At 72.1% G+C, this 18,050-nt stretch carries 17 protein-coding genes and 1 riboswitch; of the genes, 9 read left to right on the plus strand and 8 right to left on the minus strand.

From position 1 onward, the window contains the following. Positions 1-22 precede the first annotated feature (22 nt). The 3 genes from AOJ26_RS21520 to AOJ26_RS21530 are packed head-to-tail and all read right to left on the minus strand — an operon-like array spanning position 23 to position 2,101. Positions 23-397 carry a DUF4180 domain-containing protein gene (locus AOJ26_RS21520; protein WP_053849955.1) on the minus strand — a complete coding sequence of 125 codons (375 nt, stop codon included), beginning with the start codon at positions 395-397 and terminating at the stop codon, positions 23-25. Then, entirely contained in the window at positions 387-1,016 is a 630-nt protein-coding gene (locus AOJ26_RS21525; protein WP_053849956.1) for an MBL fold metallo-hydrolase, read from the minus strand. The genes AOJ26_RS21520 and AOJ26_RS21525 overlap by 11 nt, the downstream gene beginning before the upstream one ends. Next, positions 1,016-2,101 carry an S-(hydroxymethyl)mycothiol dehydrogenase gene (locus AOJ26_RS21530; RefSeq protein ID WP_053849957.1) on the minus strand — a complete coding sequence of 362 codons (1,086 nt, stop codon included), beginning with the start codon at positions 2,099-2,101 and terminating at the stop codon, positions 1,016-1,018. Before AOJ26_RS21530 ends, AOJ26_RS21525 begins: the two co-directional genes overlap by 1 nt. 252 nt (positions 2,102-2,353) lie before the next feature. Here AOJ26_RS21530 and AOJ26_RS21535 point away from each other — a divergent pair, with 252 nt between their 5' ends. Continuing rightward, entirely contained in the window at positions 2,354-4,108 is a 1,755-nt protein-coding gene (locus tag AOJ26_RS21535) for an ABC transporter ATP-binding protein (protein ID WP_053849958.1), read from the plus strand. A 103-nt stretch (positions 4,109-4,211) separates the two neighbouring features. On the opposite strand, the gene AOJ26_RS21540 is transcribed toward AOJ26_RS21535, so the two are convergent. Beyond that, on the minus strand, positions 4,212-4,502 hold the full coding sequence (locus AOJ26_RS21540) for a hypothetical protein (protein WP_053849959.1): 291 nt from the start codon (positions 4,500-4,502) through the stop codon (positions 4,212-4,214). Positions 4,503-4,674: 172 nt separating this feature from the next. Here AOJ26_RS21540 and AOJ26_RS21545 point away from each other — a divergent pair, with 172 nt between their 5' ends. The 3 genes from AOJ26_RS21545 to AOJ26_RS21555 all read left to right on the plus strand — a co-directional run bounded on the left by AOJ26_RS21545 (position 4,675) and on the right by AOJ26_RS21555 (position 7,427). Then, a complete protein-coding gene (locus tag AOJ26_RS21545; protein ID WP_053849960.1) occupies positions 4,675-5,040 on the plus strand; it encodes a nuclear transport factor 2 family protein in 366 nt (121 codons plus the stop codon). Positions 5,041-5,157: 117 nt separating this feature from the next. Then, positions 5,158-5,240: riboswitch (ZMP/ZTP riboswitch) on the plus strand. Positions 5,241-5,262: 22 nt separating this feature from the next. After that, positions 5,263-6,126 carry a bifunctional 5,10-methylenetetrahydrofolate dehydrogenase/5,10-methenyltetrahydrofolate cyclohydrolase gene (locus AOJ26_RS21550; RefSeq protein ID WP_053849961.1) on the plus strand — a complete coding sequence of 288 codons (864 nt, stop codon included), beginning with the start codon at positions 5,263-5,265 and terminating at the stop codon, positions 6,124-6,126. Between the two features lie 77 nt (positions 6,127-6,203). Further along, positions 6,204-7,427 carry a glycosyltransferase gene (locus AOJ26_RS21555; RefSeq protein WP_053849962.1) on the plus strand — a complete coding sequence of 408 codons (1,224 nt, stop codon included), beginning with the start codon at positions 6,204-6,206 and terminating at the stop codon, positions 7,425-7,427. Positions 7,428-7,640: 213 nt separating this feature from the next. Here the strand turns inward: AOJ26_RS21555 and AOJ26_RS21560 are convergent, their stop codons facing one another. Continuing rightward, positions 7,641-8,303, minus strand: coding sequence for a TetR/AcrR family transcriptional regulator (locus tag AOJ26_RS21560; RefSeq protein WP_053849963.1), 663 nt, complete (start codon positions 8,301-8,303; stop codon positions 7,641-7,643). A gap of 184 nt (positions 8,304-8,487) precedes the next feature. Between AOJ26_RS21560 and AOJ26_RS21565 the strand changes: the two genes are divergently transcribed. Further along, positions 8,488-9,732 carry a YncE family protein gene (locus AOJ26_RS21565; protein WP_053849964.1) on the plus strand — a complete coding sequence of 415 codons (1,245 nt, stop codon included), beginning with the start codon at positions 8,488-8,490 and terminating at the stop codon, positions 9,730-9,732. A 94-nt stretch (positions 9,733-9,826) separates the two neighbouring features. On the opposite strand, the gene AOJ26_RS21570 is transcribed toward AOJ26_RS21565, so the two are convergent. Then, complete coding sequence (locus AOJ26_RS21570) at positions 9,827-11,686, minus strand: cellulase family glycosylhydrolase (protein WP_053849965.1); 1,860 nt, start codon at positions 11,684-11,686, stop codon at positions 9,827-9,829. A gap of 77 nt (positions 11,687-11,763) precedes the next feature. Next, a complete protein-coding gene (locus tag AOJ26_RS21575; protein ID WP_053849966.1) occupies positions 11,764-13,728 on the minus strand; it encodes an elongation factor G in 1,965 nt (654 codons plus the stop codon). A gap of 190 nt (positions 13,729-13,918) precedes the next feature. Between AOJ26_RS21575 and AOJ26_RS42065 the strand changes: the two genes are divergently transcribed. The 3 genes from AOJ26_RS42065 to AOJ26_RS43540 are packed head-to-tail and all read left to right on the plus strand — an operon-like array spanning position 13,919 to position 15,479. Further along, the gene (locus AOJ26_RS42065; protein WP_234358638.1) at positions 13,919-14,200 is read left to right on the plus strand and encodes a VWA domain-containing protein; all 282 of its coding nucleotides are present in this window, start codon (positions 13,919-13,921) and stop codon (positions 14,198-14,200) included. Further along, entirely contained in the window at positions 14,176-15,276 is a 1,101-nt protein-coding gene (locus AOJ26_RS21580; RefSeq protein WP_053849967.1) for an XdhC family protein, read from the plus strand. Before AOJ26_RS42065 ends, AOJ26_RS21580 begins: the two co-directional genes overlap by 25 nt. A gap of 41 nt (positions 15,277-15,317) precedes the next feature. Next, positions 15,318-15,479 (plus strand): hypothetical protein, encoded by a 162-nt coding sequence (locus AOJ26_RS43540; protein ID WP_159044353.1) that lies wholly within the window; start codon positions 15,318-15,320, stop codon positions 15,477-15,479. Positions 15,480-15,840: 361 nt separating this feature from the next. Here the strand turns inward: AOJ26_RS43540 and AOJ26_RS21585 are convergent, their stop codons facing one another. Then, positions 15,841-16,353 carry a metallophosphoesterase family protein gene (locus tag AOJ26_RS21585; RefSeq protein ID WP_053849968.1) on the minus strand — a complete coding sequence of 171 codons (513 nt, stop codon included), beginning with the start codon at positions 16,351-16,353 and terminating at the stop codon, positions 15,841-15,843. A gap of 313 nt (positions 16,354-16,666) precedes the next feature. On the opposite strand from AOJ26_RS21585, the gene AOJ26_RS21590 reads away from it, so the two are divergent. Continuing rightward, positions 16,667-18,050 (plus strand): glycosyltransferase family 2 protein (locus AOJ26_RS21590; RefSeq protein WP_053849969.1); only part of this gene is annotated, 1,384 nt, incomplete at its 3' end.

Below are 18,050 nucleotides of genomic sequence, written 5' to 3' on the forward strand. Positions count from 1 at the left end.
AGGAAGGTGTCGTGCAGGCGGGTCACCCGGCGGTACGCAGTCGGTCGTCCAGGGTGTCCAGATCCGGCAGGAACCAGATGTGGCCGCCCTGGTTCGTCTCGTGGACGAAGTCCCTCAGGGCCGTGCTGTCGTCGAGGTGGCGGCTGACGTCACCGACGACCGCCAGACGCACCCGGTAGGTCACGAACTTCTGCATCACCGCGCCCGCGACGCCCGACCGCAGCCGGAAGAACTCCTCGGGGACCCGGTCGACGGGTACGGCGACCACCTGGGCGTCGCGGCCCATCGCGTCGCCGATCAGGTCGAGGGCCGCCCGCTCGCCGTCCAGCGGCGGTCCGTCGGGGGCGCAGTGCAGGACGTTCACGCCCCCGCGGTGCACGAGGTCGTCAGTGGCCACGGTCGATCCATTCCTGGAGGTGGGGGGCCTCGGCGCCGATGGTGGTGGGGTCGCCGTGGCCGGTGAGGACCTTCGTCTCGGGCGGCAGGGCCAGCAGGCGGTCGCGGATCGAGTCGATGATCGTCGGGAAGTGGGAGAAGGACCGTCCGGTGGCGCCCGGGCCGCCCTGGAAGAGGGTGTCGCCGGTGAAGACGGTGCCGAGGCCCGGGTCGTAGAGGCAGACCGCCCCGGGTGCGTGGCCGGGGGTGTGCAGCACCTGGAGGTCGGCGCCCGCGGCCTCGATGACCTGGCCGTCGCGCAGATGGGCGTCGGGGTCGCGGTCGGGGTGGGTCTGCTTCCACAGGGGCAGGTCGTCGGGGTGCAGCCAGATGGTGGCGCCGGTGCGCTCGGCGAGGGCGGGCGCGGCGTCGATGTGGTCGTTGTGGGCGTGGGTGCAGACGATCGCGGTCAGCCTGCGGTCGCCCACGGCCTCCAGGATGGCGTCGGCGTCGTGGGCGGCGTCGATGACGACGACCTCGTGGTCGTCGCCGACGATCCAGACGTTGTTGTCGACGTCCCAGGTGCCGCCGTCGAGGCTGAACTGCCCCGAGGTGACGAGGCGTTCGATGCGGGCGGACATCAGAGCACCACCACCGAGCGCAGGACGTCGCCGTGGTGCATGCGCTCGAAGGCCTTCTCCACCTCGTCGAGCTGGATGGTCTCGGTCACGAACGACCCCAGGTCCAGGCGGCCCTGCAGGTGCAGGTCGATCAGCATGGGGAAGTCACGGCTCGGCAGGCAGTCGCCGTACCAGGACGACTTCAGTGAGCCACCGCGCCCGAAGACGTCCAGGAGCGGCAGCTCCAGCTTCATCTCGGGCGTCGGCACGCCGACGAGGACGACCGTGCCGGCGAGGTCGCGGGCGTAGAAGGCCTGCTGGTACGTCTCGGGGCGGCCGACCGCCTCGATGACGACGTCCGCGCCGAAGCCGCCGGTCAGCTCACGGATCGCCTCGACCGGGTCCGCGTCCTTGGAGTTGACGGTGTGGGTCGCGCCCATCGAGCGGGCCTTCTCCAGCTTCCGGTCGTCGATGTCCACGGCGATGATCTTCGCCGCGCCCGCGAGGTTCGAGCCTGCGATCGCCGCGTCACCGACGCCTCCGCAGCCGATGACGGCGACGGTGTCGCCCCGGCCGACGTTGCCCGTGTTGATCGCGGCGCCGATGCCGGCCATCACGCCACAGCCCAGCAGTCCCGCGACCGCGGCCGAGACCGAGGGGTCGACCTTGGTGCACTGTCCCGCGGCGACCAGTGTCTTCTCGGCGAAGGCGCCGATGCCCAGGGCGGGCGAGAGCTCGGTGCCGTCACCGAGGGTCATCTTCTGCTTCGCGTTGTGGGTGTTGAAGCAGTACCAGGGCCGCCCGCGCAGACAGGCCCGGCAATTGCCGCACACGGCACGCCAGTTGAGGATCACGAAGTCACCGGGCGCGACGTCGGTCACCCCCTCGCCGACCGACTCCACGACACCGGCGGCCTCGTGACCGAGGAGGAACGGGAAGTCGTCGTTGATGCCGCCCTGCTTGTAGTGCAGGTCGGTGTGACAGACCCCGCAGGCCTGCACCTGGACGACGGCCTCCCCGGGTCCCGGATCCGGCACCACGATCGTCTCCACCCGCACCGGCTCGTCCTTGCCGGGTGCGATCACTCCGCGTACCTCCTGCGCCATGGCCTGACCCCTTCCGTCGCCCGGTGCACGTCCCTCCGACCCTACGCGTGACTGATCAGTAACGGCACCGGTACCCGCGCGGAGGGGTACCGGTCGCGAGGCCGGCCCGGTCGAGGGCACGGGAGGCGGCGGCGAGCGGGTGACCGCGTCCTCGCAGTCCCGGCCCTCCTCGGCGCCGGGCCGCCGGGCTCCGCGTCGGAGCGCGGACGTAGCCTGAGGGCTCCGCACGCCCGCGAGGTCCGAAGGAGCGCCGTGAGCAGCACCGAGACGCAGACCGGGCCGCCGACCTGGCGGCTGCTCCTCGGATACGTACGGCCGCACCGCTGGGCCCTGTCGGCGGGTGCCGTGCTCTCGCTCCTGACGGGGGCCACCGGTCTGCTGCTGCCCCTGGTGGCCCGGGAGTTGATCGACGACCTGTCCCACGACCGCACGATCACGGGCGCGTTGGTCGTCATGTCGGGTCTGGTGATCGCCAACGCGGCGGTGGGGGCGCTGGGTTCGTACGTGCTGCGGCGCACCGCGGAGTCGGTGGTGCTGGGGGCGCGGCGCGCGCTGTCCTCGTATCTGCTGCGGCTGCGCGTCACGGCCGTGGACCGCACCGAGCCCGGCGACCTGATGGCCCGGATCACCTCGGACACCACCCTGCTGCGCGAGGTCACCACCGACTCGCTCGTGGGCCTCGGTACCGGCGGGCTCACGCTGGTGGCGACCGTGGCGATGATGGGCCTGGTGGATCCGGTGCTGCTGGGCGTCACGCTGGCGGTGATCCTGGCGGCGGGCACGGTCCTCGGTGTGATCGTGCCGCGCATCAACCGGGCCAGCCGGCAGGCCCAGGACGCCGTCGGCGTGATGGGGGCGGCGCTGGAACGCATCCTCGGCGCGCTGCGCACGGTGAAGGCGTCCGGCGCCGAGCACCGGGAGGAGCGGACGCTGCACGCGGCGGCCGAGGAGTCCTGGCGGCAGAGCGTGCGGGCCGCCAAGTGGTCGGCGGCGGCGGGCAACACAGCGGGGCTCGCCATGCAGATCGCGTTCATCACGGTGCTGGCGGTGGGCGGCGCGCGGGTCGCCACCGGGGCCGTCGACGTCGGCACGCTGGTCGCGTTCCTGCTGTACGTGTTCTATCTGATGTCGCCGATCCAGCAGGTCGTGGGGGCGGTCACGCAGTACCAGACCGGGGCCGCGGCGCTGGCCCGTATCCAGGAGGCGCTGCGGCTGCCCGCCGAACCGGTCGCGCCGCCCGCGCCGTTGCCCGCGGACGGGGCCGCGCCGGCCTCCGTCGCCTTCACGGACGTGCGGTTCCGGTACGCCGAGGATCTGCCGTACGTCCATCACGGGGTGACGTTCGCTGTGCCCGCGCGCGGGATGACGGCGTTCGTCGGGCCGTCGGGGGCGGGGAAGACGACGGTGTTCTCGCTGATCGAGCGGTTCTACGATCCCGACGCCGGGGTGGTGACGCTGGACGGGCGGGACCTCGCCGAGTGGGACCTGCCGCAACTCCGGTCAGCGATCGGGTACGTGGAGCAGGACGCGCCCGTCCTGTCGGGGTCCTTGCGGGAGAACCTGCTGCTCGGGAACCCGGAGGCGGACGAGGACGCGGTGGCGCGCGTGCTCGGCACAACCAGGCTGGACGGACTGGTGGCCCGGCTGCCCAACGGGCTGGAGACGTTGGTCGGGCATCGGGGGACCAAGCTGTCCGGCGGGGAGCGGCAGCGGGTGGCGATCGCCCGGGCGCTGCTGCGGCGGCCCCGGCTGTTGCTGCTGGACGAGGCCACCTCTCAGCTGGACGCGGTGAACGAGGCGGCCCTGCGGGACACGGTGGCGGAGGTGGCGCGCACGACCACGGTGCTGGTCGTCGCGCACCGGCTGTCCACGGTGACGATGGCGGACCGGATCGTGGTCATGGACGCGGGGCGCGTCCGCGCGGTGGGGACGCATCGGGAACTGGTCGACGGGGACCCCCTGTACGCGGAACTCGCGGCTACCCAGTTCCTCGCCACGGCGGGATGAGCAGGCGGGCGGAGCCCGCCGAGTCCGGGCGGCGGGACGGACATGCGTCGAGGGCCGCCCGGCGATCCCGGCGGCCCTCGGTGTTCGGTGTTCGTCGCGGAGGTCAGTGAACGGCCGGCACCAGCCCGGTGACGGGGGCGACGAGACCGGTGACCTGGCCGAGCTGGTTCAGGTCGTTGACCCGGTTGAGGCCGGCGAGCTGCCGGGAGACCGGCGGGATCTCGTCCCGGTGCTCCGCGGGGATGTCGCTCGACGCCAGCGAGTCGAGCACGGCGATCGGGTTGAGCCCGGCGTCCGAGGCGGCCGCGTCGGCCGCGTTCGCGAGGGGGGCGGTGAGGCCGGTGACGCCGACGGCGAGACCGACGGCGGCAACGATACGTCGAGTTGAGATCATGTTGTCAGCAACGCGGCCGGACCCCTGCCGGACACGGCCGGCCGATGCTCCTCACCCGTCAGGCGGAGCGCCCGCTCCGCGCTTGCCGTGGCCGCCGGGACGGAGGAGTCTCGAAGAAACAGGCCCTGCGCGGCCCGCTCCTCGTCGGGTCACGCCCTCGAAGGAGGTCACCATGGGCACCGCGGCAAGCTCCGGCTTCACCAGCGAAACCCTCCGCAGCGGCATCGAAGGAAACTCGGCGGCGAATCTCCTGTCGCTCTACGCGGACGACGCCGAGATACGCGTCGTGGACCGCAACAGCCAGCCCAGCCACCCCAAGGTGGTGCACGGCAGGGACGAGATCGGCGCGATGCTCGACGACGTCTACAGCCGTGACATGACGCACAAGCTGGAACAGTGCGTCGTCGACGGCGATCACGTCGCCTTCAGCGAGTCCTGCCTGTACTCCGACGGGGTACGCGTCCTCTCCGAGTCGATGCTGACGCTCCGGGACGGCAAGATCGTCGAACAGACCATGATCCAGGCCTGGGACGAGTAACGGGAAGGCGCCGAGGGGCTGGATCAGACCCCGGCCGACCCGGCCCCTTCCGCGCGCGAGCCGGGATGGCCCCCGGGAGAGCGGGTCCTGACCGTCGTACCGCGTCCGTTAATGTGATGTCCGGACCGTGACTGGCGCTGAGGTGGAGCACCACCGTGGAGCGGTCCGCACACTCGATGCCGTGCGCCTGGGCGATTCCTTCGATCGGCTCAGGAGTGGATCATGTCCCAGGCACGGCTCATGGACGGCACCGCGCTCGCCCGGCGCATCGTCGAGGAGACCGGGAAGCGGGCGGCCGACCTCACCGCGCGCACCGGAAGGGCGCCCTGTCTCGCCACGGTCCTGGTCGGTGAGGACCCCGCCTCCGTCACCTACGTCCGGATGAAGCGCAACCGCTGCCGCGCGGCCGGTATCGAGTCGCGGCACGTGGAGCTGCCGGCGGCCACCACCACCGAGGAACTGGTCGGCACGCTGCGCGCCCTCTCGGACGACCCCGGCGTGCACGGCATCCTGCTCCAGCACCCGATGGGCCCGCACATCGACGAGCGGGCCGCGTTCGAGGCGATCGCCCCGGAGAAGGACGTCGACGGGGTCACCTTCGCCTCCTTCGCGACGATGAGCTTCGGCCTGCCGGGGTTCGTGTCGTGCACCCCCGGCGGGATCATGCGACTGCTCGACGAGTACGGCGTCGACCCCGCCGGCAAGCGGGCCGTGGTCGTGGGCCGCAGCGCGATCCTCGGCAAGCCGGCCGGGATGCTGCTGCTCGCCCGGGACGCCACGGTGACCTACTGCCACTCCCGTACGGCGGACCTGTCGGCGGCCGTACGGGAGGCGGACATCGTGGTCGCCGCGGTGGGCCGGCCCCGGCTGATCCGCGGCCAGGACATCAAGCCCGGCGCGGTCGTCGTCGACGCCGGCTACAACGCGGGCAACGTCGGTGACGTCGACTTCGACTCCGCGGTGGAGCGGGCCTCGCTGATCACGCCGGTTCCGGGCGGAGTCGGTCCGATGACCATCGCCACGCTGCTGGAGCAGACCGTTCGGGCGGCGGAGACGGCCGCCCGGCAGAGCACCACGGGAGGGTGAACCGGCCGATGTGAAGCGGTCGTTCGCACAGGACGGCGTGCCCGGGCGCCATACTGTCGGGCGTGCGAGTAGCGATCATGACAGCGGGTTCCCGGGGTGACGTGGCCCCCTTCACCGGGCTGGGACACGGTCTGGCGCGGGTCGGGCACCAGGTCACGCTGGTCACCCACGGCCGCTTCGCACCGCTCGCTGCGCGGGCCGGCATCGGTTTCCACGCCCTGCCGGTCGACCCCCGCGCCGAGCTGGAGTCCTCGCGCGGGCGAGCCCTGCACCGCAGCACGACCGGCGTGGGCAAGCTGGTGCGGGTGGTCTCCATGGCACGGGAACTGGCCGTGGAGATGGTCGACGACCTGGTGGCCGCCGCCCGGGTGAGCGACGCGCTGCTCCTGTCCGGCTCGGTGGCACCACTCGGTCACGCCATCGCCGAGGGTCTGCGGCTGCCGAGTCTCGGCCTCAATCTCCAACCCCTCGCTCCCACCCGGGAGTTCGCGCCGCCCATGCTGGGCACCGGCTCCTGGGGCCACCTGGGCAACCGGGTCGCCGGGCTGGGCCTGAACCTGGCCGTGGAACAGGTCTTCGCCTCGGCCCTCCCCCCGCTCCGGGCCCGTCTCGGCCTGCCCCGCACGGGCACCACCGCGCCGCTGCGCACCCGTGAACGACGGGGCTGGCCGGTCCTGCACGGCTTCAGTCCACAGGTGGTGGCCCGGCCCCGCGACTGGCGGGCCGGACTCGACGTGACGGGCTACTGGTGGCCGTACGACGGCGACGCGCCGCTCCCCGACCATCTGCTGCGGTTCCTCGAGGCCGGCCCGCCGCCGGTGTTCGTGGGTCTGGGCAGCGCGACCGTGCCCGACCCCGCGCGGGTCAGCGCCGAGATCGTGCGGGCGCTGCGCCGGGCCGGGCTGCGCGGAGTGGTCCAGCGCGGCTGGGCGGGCCTGTCGGTGACGGGCGACGACATGCTGACCGTCGACGAGGTGCCGCACTCCGCGCTCTTCCCACGGACGGCGGCGGTGGTCCACCACGCGGGCGCGGGCACGACCGCGGCGGGCCTGCGCGCCGGGGTGCCGGCGGTACCGGTGCCGGTCCAGTTCGACGAGAGCTTCTGGGCGGCGAGACTGGTGGCGTTGGGCGTGGCTCCTCAGGCCCTGCCGCTGCGGCGTCTGCGCGTCGACACGCTGGAGGCGGCCCTGCTCCGGGTCACGCGGGAGGCGGAGTACCGGACGCGGGCGCGGGAGCTCGGGGCGCGCATCCGTGCGGAGGACGGTGTGACGCCGGTGCTGGAGGCGGTGGACAGGCTCTGACGCGCCGGTCCGCCGAGCCGGGTCGCTGGTCCGAGCGTCCCGGACGCCGTCCCGAGGTGATCTATCCGCCCTGGCGCCATCCCCACGTCCAGGACGACTACGACGGAGTGTCTTGTCACGACCGGCAGCCCGTCGGGGCGATCCAGGCACCCGTCGGGGCGATCCAGGCCAGCGCCCCACACGGGCGTGACGACGACGGCCGCGCGGGCCCGCTCACTCCGCGCCCGGGTCCCACCCGGGCGGCCGCAGGATCCCCAGCAACTGGCGGACCAGTTCCTCCACCACCTCGTCCAGGGTCGCGTCCACCCAGCCGGCGTTCCAGTCGTGCAGCAGGCCGTTGACGCTGCCGATGAACCCGGTCGCCGCGAGCCGGTAGTCCCTCCGGACCGCCTCCCCCCGCGCCACGGCCCGGTTCGCCTCGGCGCACACCAGGTCGACCCAGTGCGCCCGGCGGGCCAGCCGCTGTTCCTCCAGCCGCGCGCTGACGCCGATGATCTCCACGAACGTGATCCGCACCCGGCGGGGATCGGACGTGACGTTCGCCGCGTACGCGCGGAAGATCGCCGCCGCGCGCTCGGCGAGCGGCAGGTGGTCCGCGTCGGCCACCGCGGCCACCACGGCCGCCGTCGCCCAGTCGTTGACCTCCAGGTGAAGCGCGGCCAGAACGTCCTCGAGGGTGCGGAACTCCTCGTAGAACTGGCGGGTGGAGAGGCCGGCGGCCTCGCTGAGGGCCGCGACGGTGGTGGCGCGGTAACCGGGCGCGTCCCCGAAGAGCTGGAGCGCCGCGTCCAGGAAACGGCGGCGCCGCTCGGCCTGCCGCTCCGCGGCCGTCTTGCCGCCGTAGCGACCGGTCGGGGCCTTGAGCCTGCCCGTCACCGAACCTCCCACCCGGGCCGGAGCCTCCGGCCTCCCGTATGAGCGCCAATTTTGTCGTGTACGCAGTCTTGTGGAGAAGGACCCCCCTTCCTTACTTTGCAGTAAGTTGACTCTGAAAGCACGCGTCTTCAGTTTCGCCGTCTTGGCATGCCCCCGTCATGAGCCGCCCAGAGGGAGACCCGTCATGCCTGTTCTCAAGCCCCGGCACCTGTGTGCCATGGCCGCCGCCGTCGTCCTGACCATCACCGCCCCCGCGACCGTCGCCTCCGCCGCGGACAGCGCCGCCCTGCGCGAGGTGCTGTTCGTGGGCAACAACTGGGACGGCACCGCCGACGTCATCAAGTCCTCCGGCGACCTCGCGAAGATCGGCCGGATCAACGTCGTCCCCGACAAGGACGCGCGGATGGCGGAGATCAACGCCGACCCCATCAAGTGGATCTACTTCATGGCCATCCGCAACAGCGTCGGCGAGGGCCACGACCAGTTCGTCGACGACATGTACTCCACACCGGACGGCAGGTCCGTCGTCGTCTCCCGGCCGAGCTTCGCGGACGTGGTGTCGATCGACCTGGCCACCGGGAAGATCAACTGGCGCTTCAAGGTCTCGGGCTACCGGGCGGACCACATGGCGGTCTCCCCCGACGGCACCCGGGTCGCGGTGTCGGCCTCCACGGCGAACACCGTGCACGTGCTGAACATCAACACCGGTCAGCAGCTCGGCTCGTTCGCCACCGGCGACAAACCCCACGAGAACATCTTCAGCAGGGACGGCAAGTACATCTGGAACATGGCGATCGGGGACGTGAACACCGACTCCGACGCGCCCTGGCTGGACTGGACGAAGGGCGACCGGCACATCACGGTGGTGGACGCGACGACCTACAAGCAGGTCAGGACCATCGACATGAGGGACAGGCTGAACGCGATCGGCCTCAAGGACTACTCCGACGCCGTCCGTCCCGCCGTGTTCTCGCCGGACGAGTCCAAGCTGTACTTCCAGGTGTCGTTCTTCAACGGCTTCTTCGAGTACGACGTCGCCACCGACAGGATCACCCGCACCAAGACCCTGCCGAAGAACCCGGCGACCAGCGACGACCGCACCACCATGGTCAACGACTCGCGCCACCACGGCCTTTCGATCAGCCCGGACGGCAGCAAGCTGTGCGTCGCGGGCACGATGGACGACTACGCGACCGTCGTGAACCGCGCCACCCTCCAGGAGGGTCCGCTCGTCACCGCCTCGAAGCCGTACTGGGCGACCGTCAGCGGCGACGGCAAGAGCTGCGTGGTGTCCGAGAGCGGCGCCGACCAGGTCACCGCGATCGACTTCGCGACCGGGCAGAAGACGGCGTCCGTGCCGGTGGGCGACCACCCGCAGCGGGTGCGGCTGGGCCACGTGGCGGCGGACTGGACCAGCCCCTCCTCGTAGGCCGCAGGGATCCGGGCATCCGAGGCCGGGTACCGCCTCCGCGGAGAGGCGGTACCCGGCTTCCCGGCGCCGGCACCGGACGGGCCGCTCCCGCTCAGCCGAACTTCTGGGCCGCCCACGCCGCCAGCTCGGCCTTGGCCCCGCTCAGCGCGGACGCGGACGGCGAGATCGCCCCGTTGGTCACCAGCGCGTAGTGCAGGACGCCGGAGTCCGAGTCGGTGAGCAGCAGTCGGCGGCTGCCCGTGCCGCCGGGTTCCGGGGCCGCGCCGACCGGGGTCGACGAGGTGTAGGCGGGCGGACCGGAAACCGTGCCCAGGTCGGAGACCACCGTGGTCGTCGCGGTCGGGAAGGAGGCGGGCAGGTGGAGCTCGGTGGGCGCCGAGCCGCCGGCCGAGCGCCACACCAGCACCGCGTACTGACCGGACCCGACCAGGGACGAGACCTTGGGCAGGGTGCTCGGCACCGGGTTCCAGGTCAGGGTCGTGGAACCGTCGCGCGAGCGGTCCTCGTAGGTGAAGGCGGCCGTCGTGCCCGAGGTGGCGCTGGGATAGACCCGGTCGAGGAGCCGGGCGTCCTGGCGGAGCACCGCCGTGCCGGAGTCGTCGAGCCGCACGGCAGACAGGTCCTCGTCGTTCCAGGCGTCGCCCGAGGTCTTCACCTTGTCGGGGTTGTCGTTCATCAGCTCGTGGTGACGGCCGTTGTAGATGTCCCACTGCCACTGGCTGCCGGAGAGGACCGGCCCCGAACCGGCGGGCGAGGACCACCAGTTGGCGCCCTTCACCCGGGAGTCGAGGGCCTGGTACATGGCCTTGAGGACGGTCGGCGCCTTGCCGGCGGTCGAGCCGTTCAGCGGATGCCCGAACTCGCTGACCACGGCCGTCGTCCCGGCCGCCGCCGCGCGGTCGCGGACCGTGCCGAAGTCGCCGACGTACTGGCCGTCGGAGGCGTTGCCCCACATCAGGATGCCGGAGATGGCCTTCTGGTCGTAGAAGTGGGTGTTGAAGACGTACCGGGAGCCGAGGGTGCCGGCGTCGAGGAGGCCGCCCTCCTCCTTGCTGACGTTGCCGTTCCAGAACAGGTTGGGCTCGACCAGGGCGGGCTTGTCCGTCCAGCCGGCCGCGTCCATCCGGGCCCGGAACCTCACGTAGAAGGGCCAGAGCAGGTCGCGTTCCCAGGTGCGGCTGTTCTGCCCGGAGTCGTAGGTGCCGGCGTAGGGCTCGTTGTAGGGGTCGAAGCCGACGACACCGGCGAACTCCCCGGCGGAGAGGTGGTCCTTGAGGTACGCCATGGACTTCTGGGCGGTGGCCAGGAAGGCGTCCTGGAGGCCGTACCTGTTGTGCCAGAAGTCGTACTGGGCCGCCTTCACCGCGCCGTTCTGGGTGATGTTCTGCCCCCACAGCAGGCAGATGCCGCAGGACTCGGCGGGGTAGCCGCCCAGCGCCACGGCCCACGCGGGGGCGCCGTCGCCGGTGTACCAACTGCCCTGGTTGAACAGCCAGCGGGAGTACAGGTCCTGGTGGAAGTCGGGGTAGACCCGGATCCCGGCGTCGAGGAACGCCCGCATCTGCGCGGTGGCGTTCGCGAGGTAGGTGGTGTCGACCTGGCCCTTCGCCGGCTCCGCGTAGGCCCAGGAGAGCAGGAAGCGCACGGAGTTGCCGCCGCCGAGGGCTCTGAGCGCGGTGGCCGACTTCCTGGCGTCGGCGACGGAGGCGAAGGGCAGGCCCTTGTTCTCGGCGAGTTTCGTCTCGCCGGAGACGTTGTAGCCACGCAGCACGACCTCGCGGCCGTTGCCGTCGACGAACCGTCCGTTCTGGACGGTGAGGGGGGTGTCGTCGAACGGGAGGGAGTCGGTGAGGGCGTCGGCGGGGGCGGGCCGGACACCCGCGACCGTCAGGAATCCGCAGAGGACAACCAGAACAACGAGCAGACGTGCGCGTTTATTCGGCATGTCCATTACAGTCCGGCCATTTCGGTACAACGTCAACACCATCTGACTGATGAGTAAGTTTCACTTTCGTCGCATCCGCCGCCTCATCCGCCGACTCGACGCGTCACGTTCAACAGATACTCCTTGCGGTCGAGGGGGTTGTGATCGCTGCGTGGGCGCCGTGGAACGGTTCCGTGCGAGACCGGCGCGTAGTGGTCGAAGCCGCTCTCCAACTCCCCCTCGCCGCGCGTCAGTCCGGGCAGCCGCTGCTCCAGGCCGTGCACCTGGGCGGCCGGTACCGCACCCTCCAGCACGCACCGGTTGCCCCGGGTCCGCGTCGTCCGCGGTACGGCCCGCAGCGCGGCCAGCACCGGCAGCAGGGCGCCCAGGGTGTCGGCCGGGGCCTCGATGCGGAACCGGTGCATCGGCTCGTGGACCCGGGTGCCCGCCCGGCGCAGCGCCTCGACGAGGACGAGCGGGGTCAGGCCCCGGAAGTCGGCTCCGGTGCTGGACATGCTCTTGTCGAAGCCCTGGTGGGCATGGCTCTGCCGGGGGCAGTAGCCGCAGTGGGTCAGGGTGACCGTGCAGTCGGTGACCTGCCAGCCGGCGAGGCCCTGGCCGAGTGTCTCGCGCACGGTGTCCTCGACGGCCTTGAAGAAGGCGTACGGCATCGCCCCGAGCTCCACCTCCAGCCGGAAGGCCACGCCGGAGCCGACCGGTGCCGGGTCGACACGCAGGCCCACGGTGGCGAGGAACGGATTGCCGTCCTTCTTGACGAACTCGGCGGCCTCGCCCGTCCCGGCCGGGCGCTCGACGCACAGGGGCGTGGTCTCGCGGAAGGTGACGTCGAGGCCGAACTCCTCGGCGAGCGTGGCCTGGACGACCTCCTTCTGGACCTCGCCGTACAGCGAGACCGAGGTCTCCTGGCGGACCTCGTCGTGGCGCAGGCCGATCAGCGGGTCCTGCTCGGCGAGCCGGGTGAGGGCGAGGTGGAGGGACCGGGCGTCGGTGCCCGGGCCCGGCACGACGACCGTTTCGAGGGAGGGCGGGGCGAAGAAGTGGCCGTGGGCCTCGCGTGGTTCGCCGAGGGCGTCGCCGACGCGGATGTCGGTGAGGCCCCGGATCTTGGCGATCCGGCCCGCCGGGACCGACTCCCGACGGACCTCGGTGCCGCCGTCGAAGACGCTGATCGCGGTGATGCGGCCCTCCGTGCGCGCCTCACCGAACGGCACCTTGTCACGGACGCCGAGCGTGCCGGAGAACAGGCGCGCGTACGCGACCTTCTCCCCCGCCGGGCCCCGCTCGATCTTGAACACCGTGCCGGAGACGGGCCCCTGCGGGTCGCCACCGGCGGCGGGCAGCAACTCCCTGACGCCGGTGATCAGCTCGGGCACGCCCGCGCCCGTGGCCGCCGACCCGAAGTACACCGGGTGCACCAGGGCCCGCCGGGTCTGGGCGGCCAGTGCCCCGCGCAGCAGCCCTTCGTCGACCCGCCCCTCGACCCAGGCCGACAGCAGGTCGTCGTCGTGGTCGGCGAGGACGTCGTAGGCACCGATGCCCGGGAGGAACCGGGCCTCGCGCGTGCCGGAGCGGGCCACCGTCCCCATCGGCACGATCGCCGGAGTGAGCCGCTCGGCGAGGGCCCGCAGGACACCGTCGTACCGTGCTCCGCGCCGGTCGATCTTGTTGACGAAGACGAGGGTGGGGATGCGCAGCCGCTGGAGGGTCCGCATCAGGACCCGGGTCTGCGCCTGGACGCCCTCGACGGCCGAGACGACGAGCACGGCGCCGTCGAGCACGCCGAGGACCCGCTCCACCTCGGCGATGAAGTCCGGGTGGCCGGGGGTGTCGATGAGGTTGACGGTCACGTCGTCCACCGCGAAGGAGACGACGGCCGACTTGATGGTGATCCCGCGCCTGCGTTCCAGCGCGAGGGTGTCGGTCCGGGTGCTGCCGGCGTCGACGCTGCCGATCTCGTCGATGACTCCGACCGAGTGCAGCAGCCGCTCGGTCAGGCTGGTCTTACCGGCGTCGACGTGGGCGAGGATCCCGAGGTTGAGCAGGTGCACGAAGCGTCATGTCCTTCGAGGAGACGGAGATTCCTTCCGGGTTGGACATGGACGCAGTGCGCATTACGGCTCCTGGATCGTGCGACGGCAAGGACATCAGAAGTGCAGCAGGTGTGCCCCTCCGACGGCAACGGATTAACGCCCGACCGGTCGCGTCCCGGCCCTCATGGCACCCCGTCGGCTGCTGGCGATGACGGCGCGCGGGGCGGTCGTGGTGGTGCTCTCGGACGGCTGGGAGCGTGGCGATCCGGAGCTGCTCGCGGACCGGATGCGACGCTTGGACCGGCTGGCACACCGGGTGATCTGGGCAGATGCGCCTCAAGGCACGCCCCGGTCACGCGCGTGGCCATCGGGACGGCGGCCGCGATGCCGAGCGTGGACGCGTTCGTCCAGGGCACAGCCCGGCCGCGCCGGAGCGTCCGGCGGCGGTGGTGAAAGGGGCCGACGATGCGGGACATCCTCCCGGTGCTGAACGGCTGGTACACGGCGGGCCTGCCGTTCGGGCTGGCCACGGTCGTCTCGACGAGCCGCAGTGCGCCCCGTGATCCGGGCGCGGCCATGGCGGTCGGGCCGGACGACGAGGTCGTCGGCAGTGTCTCCGGCGGCTGTGTCGAAGGGGCCGTCTTCGAGCTGGCGCAGGAGGCCGTGGCGAGCGGCGAGGCCCGACTGGAGACCTTCGGGTACAGCGACGAGGACGCCTTCGCGGTGGGGCTCACCTGCGGCGGGGAGATCACCGTTCTGGTACGGCCCGTGACGGCCGCCCTCGATCCCGCGTTCGCCGACGTCGCCGAGTCGGTCGCCGCGGGCCGTCCGGTGACCGTGGCGACGGTGACCGACGGCACCGCGCCCCGCGGCGCCACGCTCGCCGTGTGGCCGGACCGGGTCGCGGGCACCCTCGGCACCACCGGACTGGACGTGGCGGTCACCGCCGACGCACGGGGCGAACTCGCCCTGGGCGCGACGGGGTTGAGGCACTACGGCCCGCACGGGGAGCGGCGCGAGGACGCGGTCGGCGTCTTCCTGCACTCCTTCGCCCCGCCGCCCCGCATGCTGGTCTTCGGCGCGATCGACTACGCGGCCGCCGTCGCCCGCATCGGCGCCTTCCTCGGCTACCGGGTCACCGTGTGCGACGCCCGCCCGGTCTTCGCCACGCCCAAGCGCTTCCCGGAGGGCGTGGAGGTCGTCGTGGACTGGCCGCACCGCTACCTCGCCGGCACCGCCACCGACGAGCGCACCGTGATCTGCGTCCTGACCCACGACCCGAAGTTCGACGTGCCCCTGCTGGAGGAGGCCCTGCGCCGGCCCGCGGCGTACATCGGGGCGATGGGCAGCCGGCGTACCCACGACGACCGGATGACGCGGCTCGCCGCATCGGGGCTGACCGGGGCCGAGCTGTCCCGGCTGCGCTCCCCCGTCGGTCTCGACCTCGGGGCCCGTACGCCGGAGGAGGTCGCCGTGTCCGTGGCCGCCGAGATCGTCGCGCTGCGGTGGGGCGGCAGCGGTGCCCCGCTGACGGCGACGGCGGGGGCGATCCATCCGCCTCCGTGAGGCCTGCCTGGCCGGAGCCAGGGAACCGCACCACGATCACCGTGCCCGTCCCGGTCGACGAAGCCCGGCGGGCACTCCTCGACGTCGAGCGGGTCGCGCACCGCCTGGTGCTGTCCAGCCGCTCGACCTTGCGCACGATCGGCGTACCGGTCACCAAGCGCGCGGTGGTCGCCGTCGTGGGCGTCGCGCCCACGCAGATGTGACGACGGCTGCGAAAGAGGTGAGGCGCGCGGAGTGTGAGGCGCGCGCAGAGGGGTAGGCGGCGACGTACGGGAGAGGGCGTCCGAGCCCTCACCCCGCCTCCGATCGGGAAGGAGGTCCGTGAAAGCGCACACTCGTAGCGTCCGGGCCGCTCCCCTGCACTCGGAGCGGCCCGGATCTCATGACCGCCGGCGGGCCGGCCTCACAGCGCCCGGCAGCGGGGACAGCGCCGGCGCCGCGGCGGCCGTGTAGCAGCGCGACGTCCACGCCCTGAACCGCCAGCACGGTCACGGACCCCACCGCCCTGGGCGAGCAGGCCGGGGAGCCCGCACCGAAGGCACCGAGGCCGGTCGGCACGACCTCTCAGGGGGAAACCGTGCGGGGCGGCAGGCGGTGCAGGTGTACGTCCGTGAGGCGGCCGTCGGACACGGTGGCGGTCATGTACGTGCAGTGGGGCTGACGGCGGCGGTCGGTCGGTGAGCCGGGGTTGAGCAGCCGCAGTCCGCCGGGGGCGGTGGTGTCCCAGGGGATGTGGCTGTGGCCGAAGACCAGCACGTCGGCGTCGGGGTAGCGGGCGGCGCAGCGGGCCTCGCGCCCCTGGGCGGCACCGGTCTCGTGGACGACGGCGAAACGCAGGCCGTCCAGTTCGACGTACGCCACCTCGGGCAGCCGGGCGCGTAGCTCGGGCCCGTCGTTGTTGCCGTAGACCCCCACGAGCCGGGCGCTGCGGCTCTCCAGCAGGTCGAGCGTGGCGGTGTCGACCCAGTCGCCGGCGTGGAACACCACGTCGGCGTGCGGGAGTTCGGCGAGCAGCGGGGCCGGGAGCTGCTTGGCGCGCTTGGGGAGGTGGGTGTCGGACATCAGCAGCAGACGCACGGGATCACCCTAGAGGGGTTCGAGGCCGGCACCCGACACCTGAGGGGCGTATCTGTTCCGGTCTCGAAGTTCGTGTCGAAGTCGGGGAACCGGCGAGGCCCGTCGGACATCTTCACTCACGCGGTACGACGATCGTGGCGTCGGCCGTCACCGGCGTCGCCGCCGCAGGTTCTCCGCACTCCGCGCCGTCGACGGGGGTGCCGCCGGGCAAGGCAGCCTGCTGCCGCGGCACTTGTCCGTCGGCGTTAACATCGGCCCACAAAGCGTCAATCCGTGACGCAAGCCACAAGTCACCCAAGGAGTCCGGACACCGATGCCGGTCAAGGTCAGCGTCGTCATCCCCGTCTACAACCCGGGGAACTACATCGAGGACTGCATCGCCTCGCTGCGCAGGCAGTCCCTGCCCCCGGACGAGTTCGAGGCGATCTTCGTCGACGACGGATCGACCGACGACACGCCGGCCCGGCTCGACGCGCTGGCCGCCGAGGTCGAGAACATCACGGTCATCCACCAGGAGGCCTCGGGCTGGTCGGGCAAGCCCCGCAACGTCGGGATCGAGGCCTCCCGGGGCGAGTTCGTCATGTTCGTCGACAACGACGACTACCTCGGCGACGAGGCCCTGGAGCGGATGTACGACTACGCGGTCGCCAACGGTGCCGACGTGGTCGTGGGCAAGATGGCCGGCAAGGGCCGCGGTGTCCCGGTGGAGCTGTTCCGCCGCAACCACCCCCGTGCCACCGTCGACAACGCCCCGCTGATCGACAGCCTGACGCCGCACAAGATGTTCCGGCGGGCCTTCCTCGACCGCATCGGCCTGCGCTTCCCCGAGGGCAGGCGCCGGCTGGAGGACCACGTCTTCGTCACCGAGGCGTATCTGCGCGCGGACAACGTCTCCGTGCTCAGCGACTACGTCTGCTACTACCACCTCAAGCGCGACGACGCCTCCAACGCGGGCTTCCAGCGCTTCGACCCGGTGGGCTACTTCGCGAACCTGCGCGAGGCGCTCGACGTCGTCGAGAAGTACACCGAACCGGGGCCCACCCGCGACCGGTTGTTCCGCCGCTGGCTGCGCAACGAGATGGTCGAGCGGATGCGCGGCAGGCGGCTGCTCGCCGCGCCCGAGGACTACCGCAGGGAGCTCTTCACCGAGATCCGCGGCGTGGTCGTGGAACGCTTCGGCCCCGGTGTCGCGGCCGGCCTCCAGCCCACCCAGCAGGTCGTCGCCGCGCTGATCGCCGACGGCCGGCTCGACGACCTGGTCGCGTTCGCCGAGTGGGAGTCCTCCGTGGCCTCCCGGGTCGAGCCGGACGGCGTCGAGTGGGACGGCGGTGTGCTGCGGGTCGGCCTGTCCGCGGAGCTCGCCTCCGGCGGTACGCCGATGACGTTCCCCGCCGAGGGCAGCGCCGCCCCGATCACCGAGCCGCCGGCCTCCGTCGAGGAGGCCGTGGACCGGGTCGGCGCCCACAGCGTGGCCGGCTTCAAGCGCGCCACGGTCGAACTGCTGCTGACGGAACGCGCCAGCTCCGCCCAGTACTTCCAGCCCGTGGAGTTCACCCGCGAGACCGTCCCGGCCGAGGACGGCCGGGTGCGGCTGGTGCTGCGGGGCACGGCGGCCCTGGATCCGGCCACCGCCGCCGACGGCGGCCCGCTGGAGCCCGGGCTGTGGGACGTGTTCGTCCGCGTCAAGCTCGGCGGCT

Origin of the sequence: Streptomyces sp. NRRL B-24085, from assembly GCF_001282115.1 — a bacterium.
In the GTDB taxonomy this organism is placed as follows: domain Bacteria; phylum Actinomycetota; class Actinomycetes; order Streptomycetales; family Streptomycetaceae; genus Streptomyces.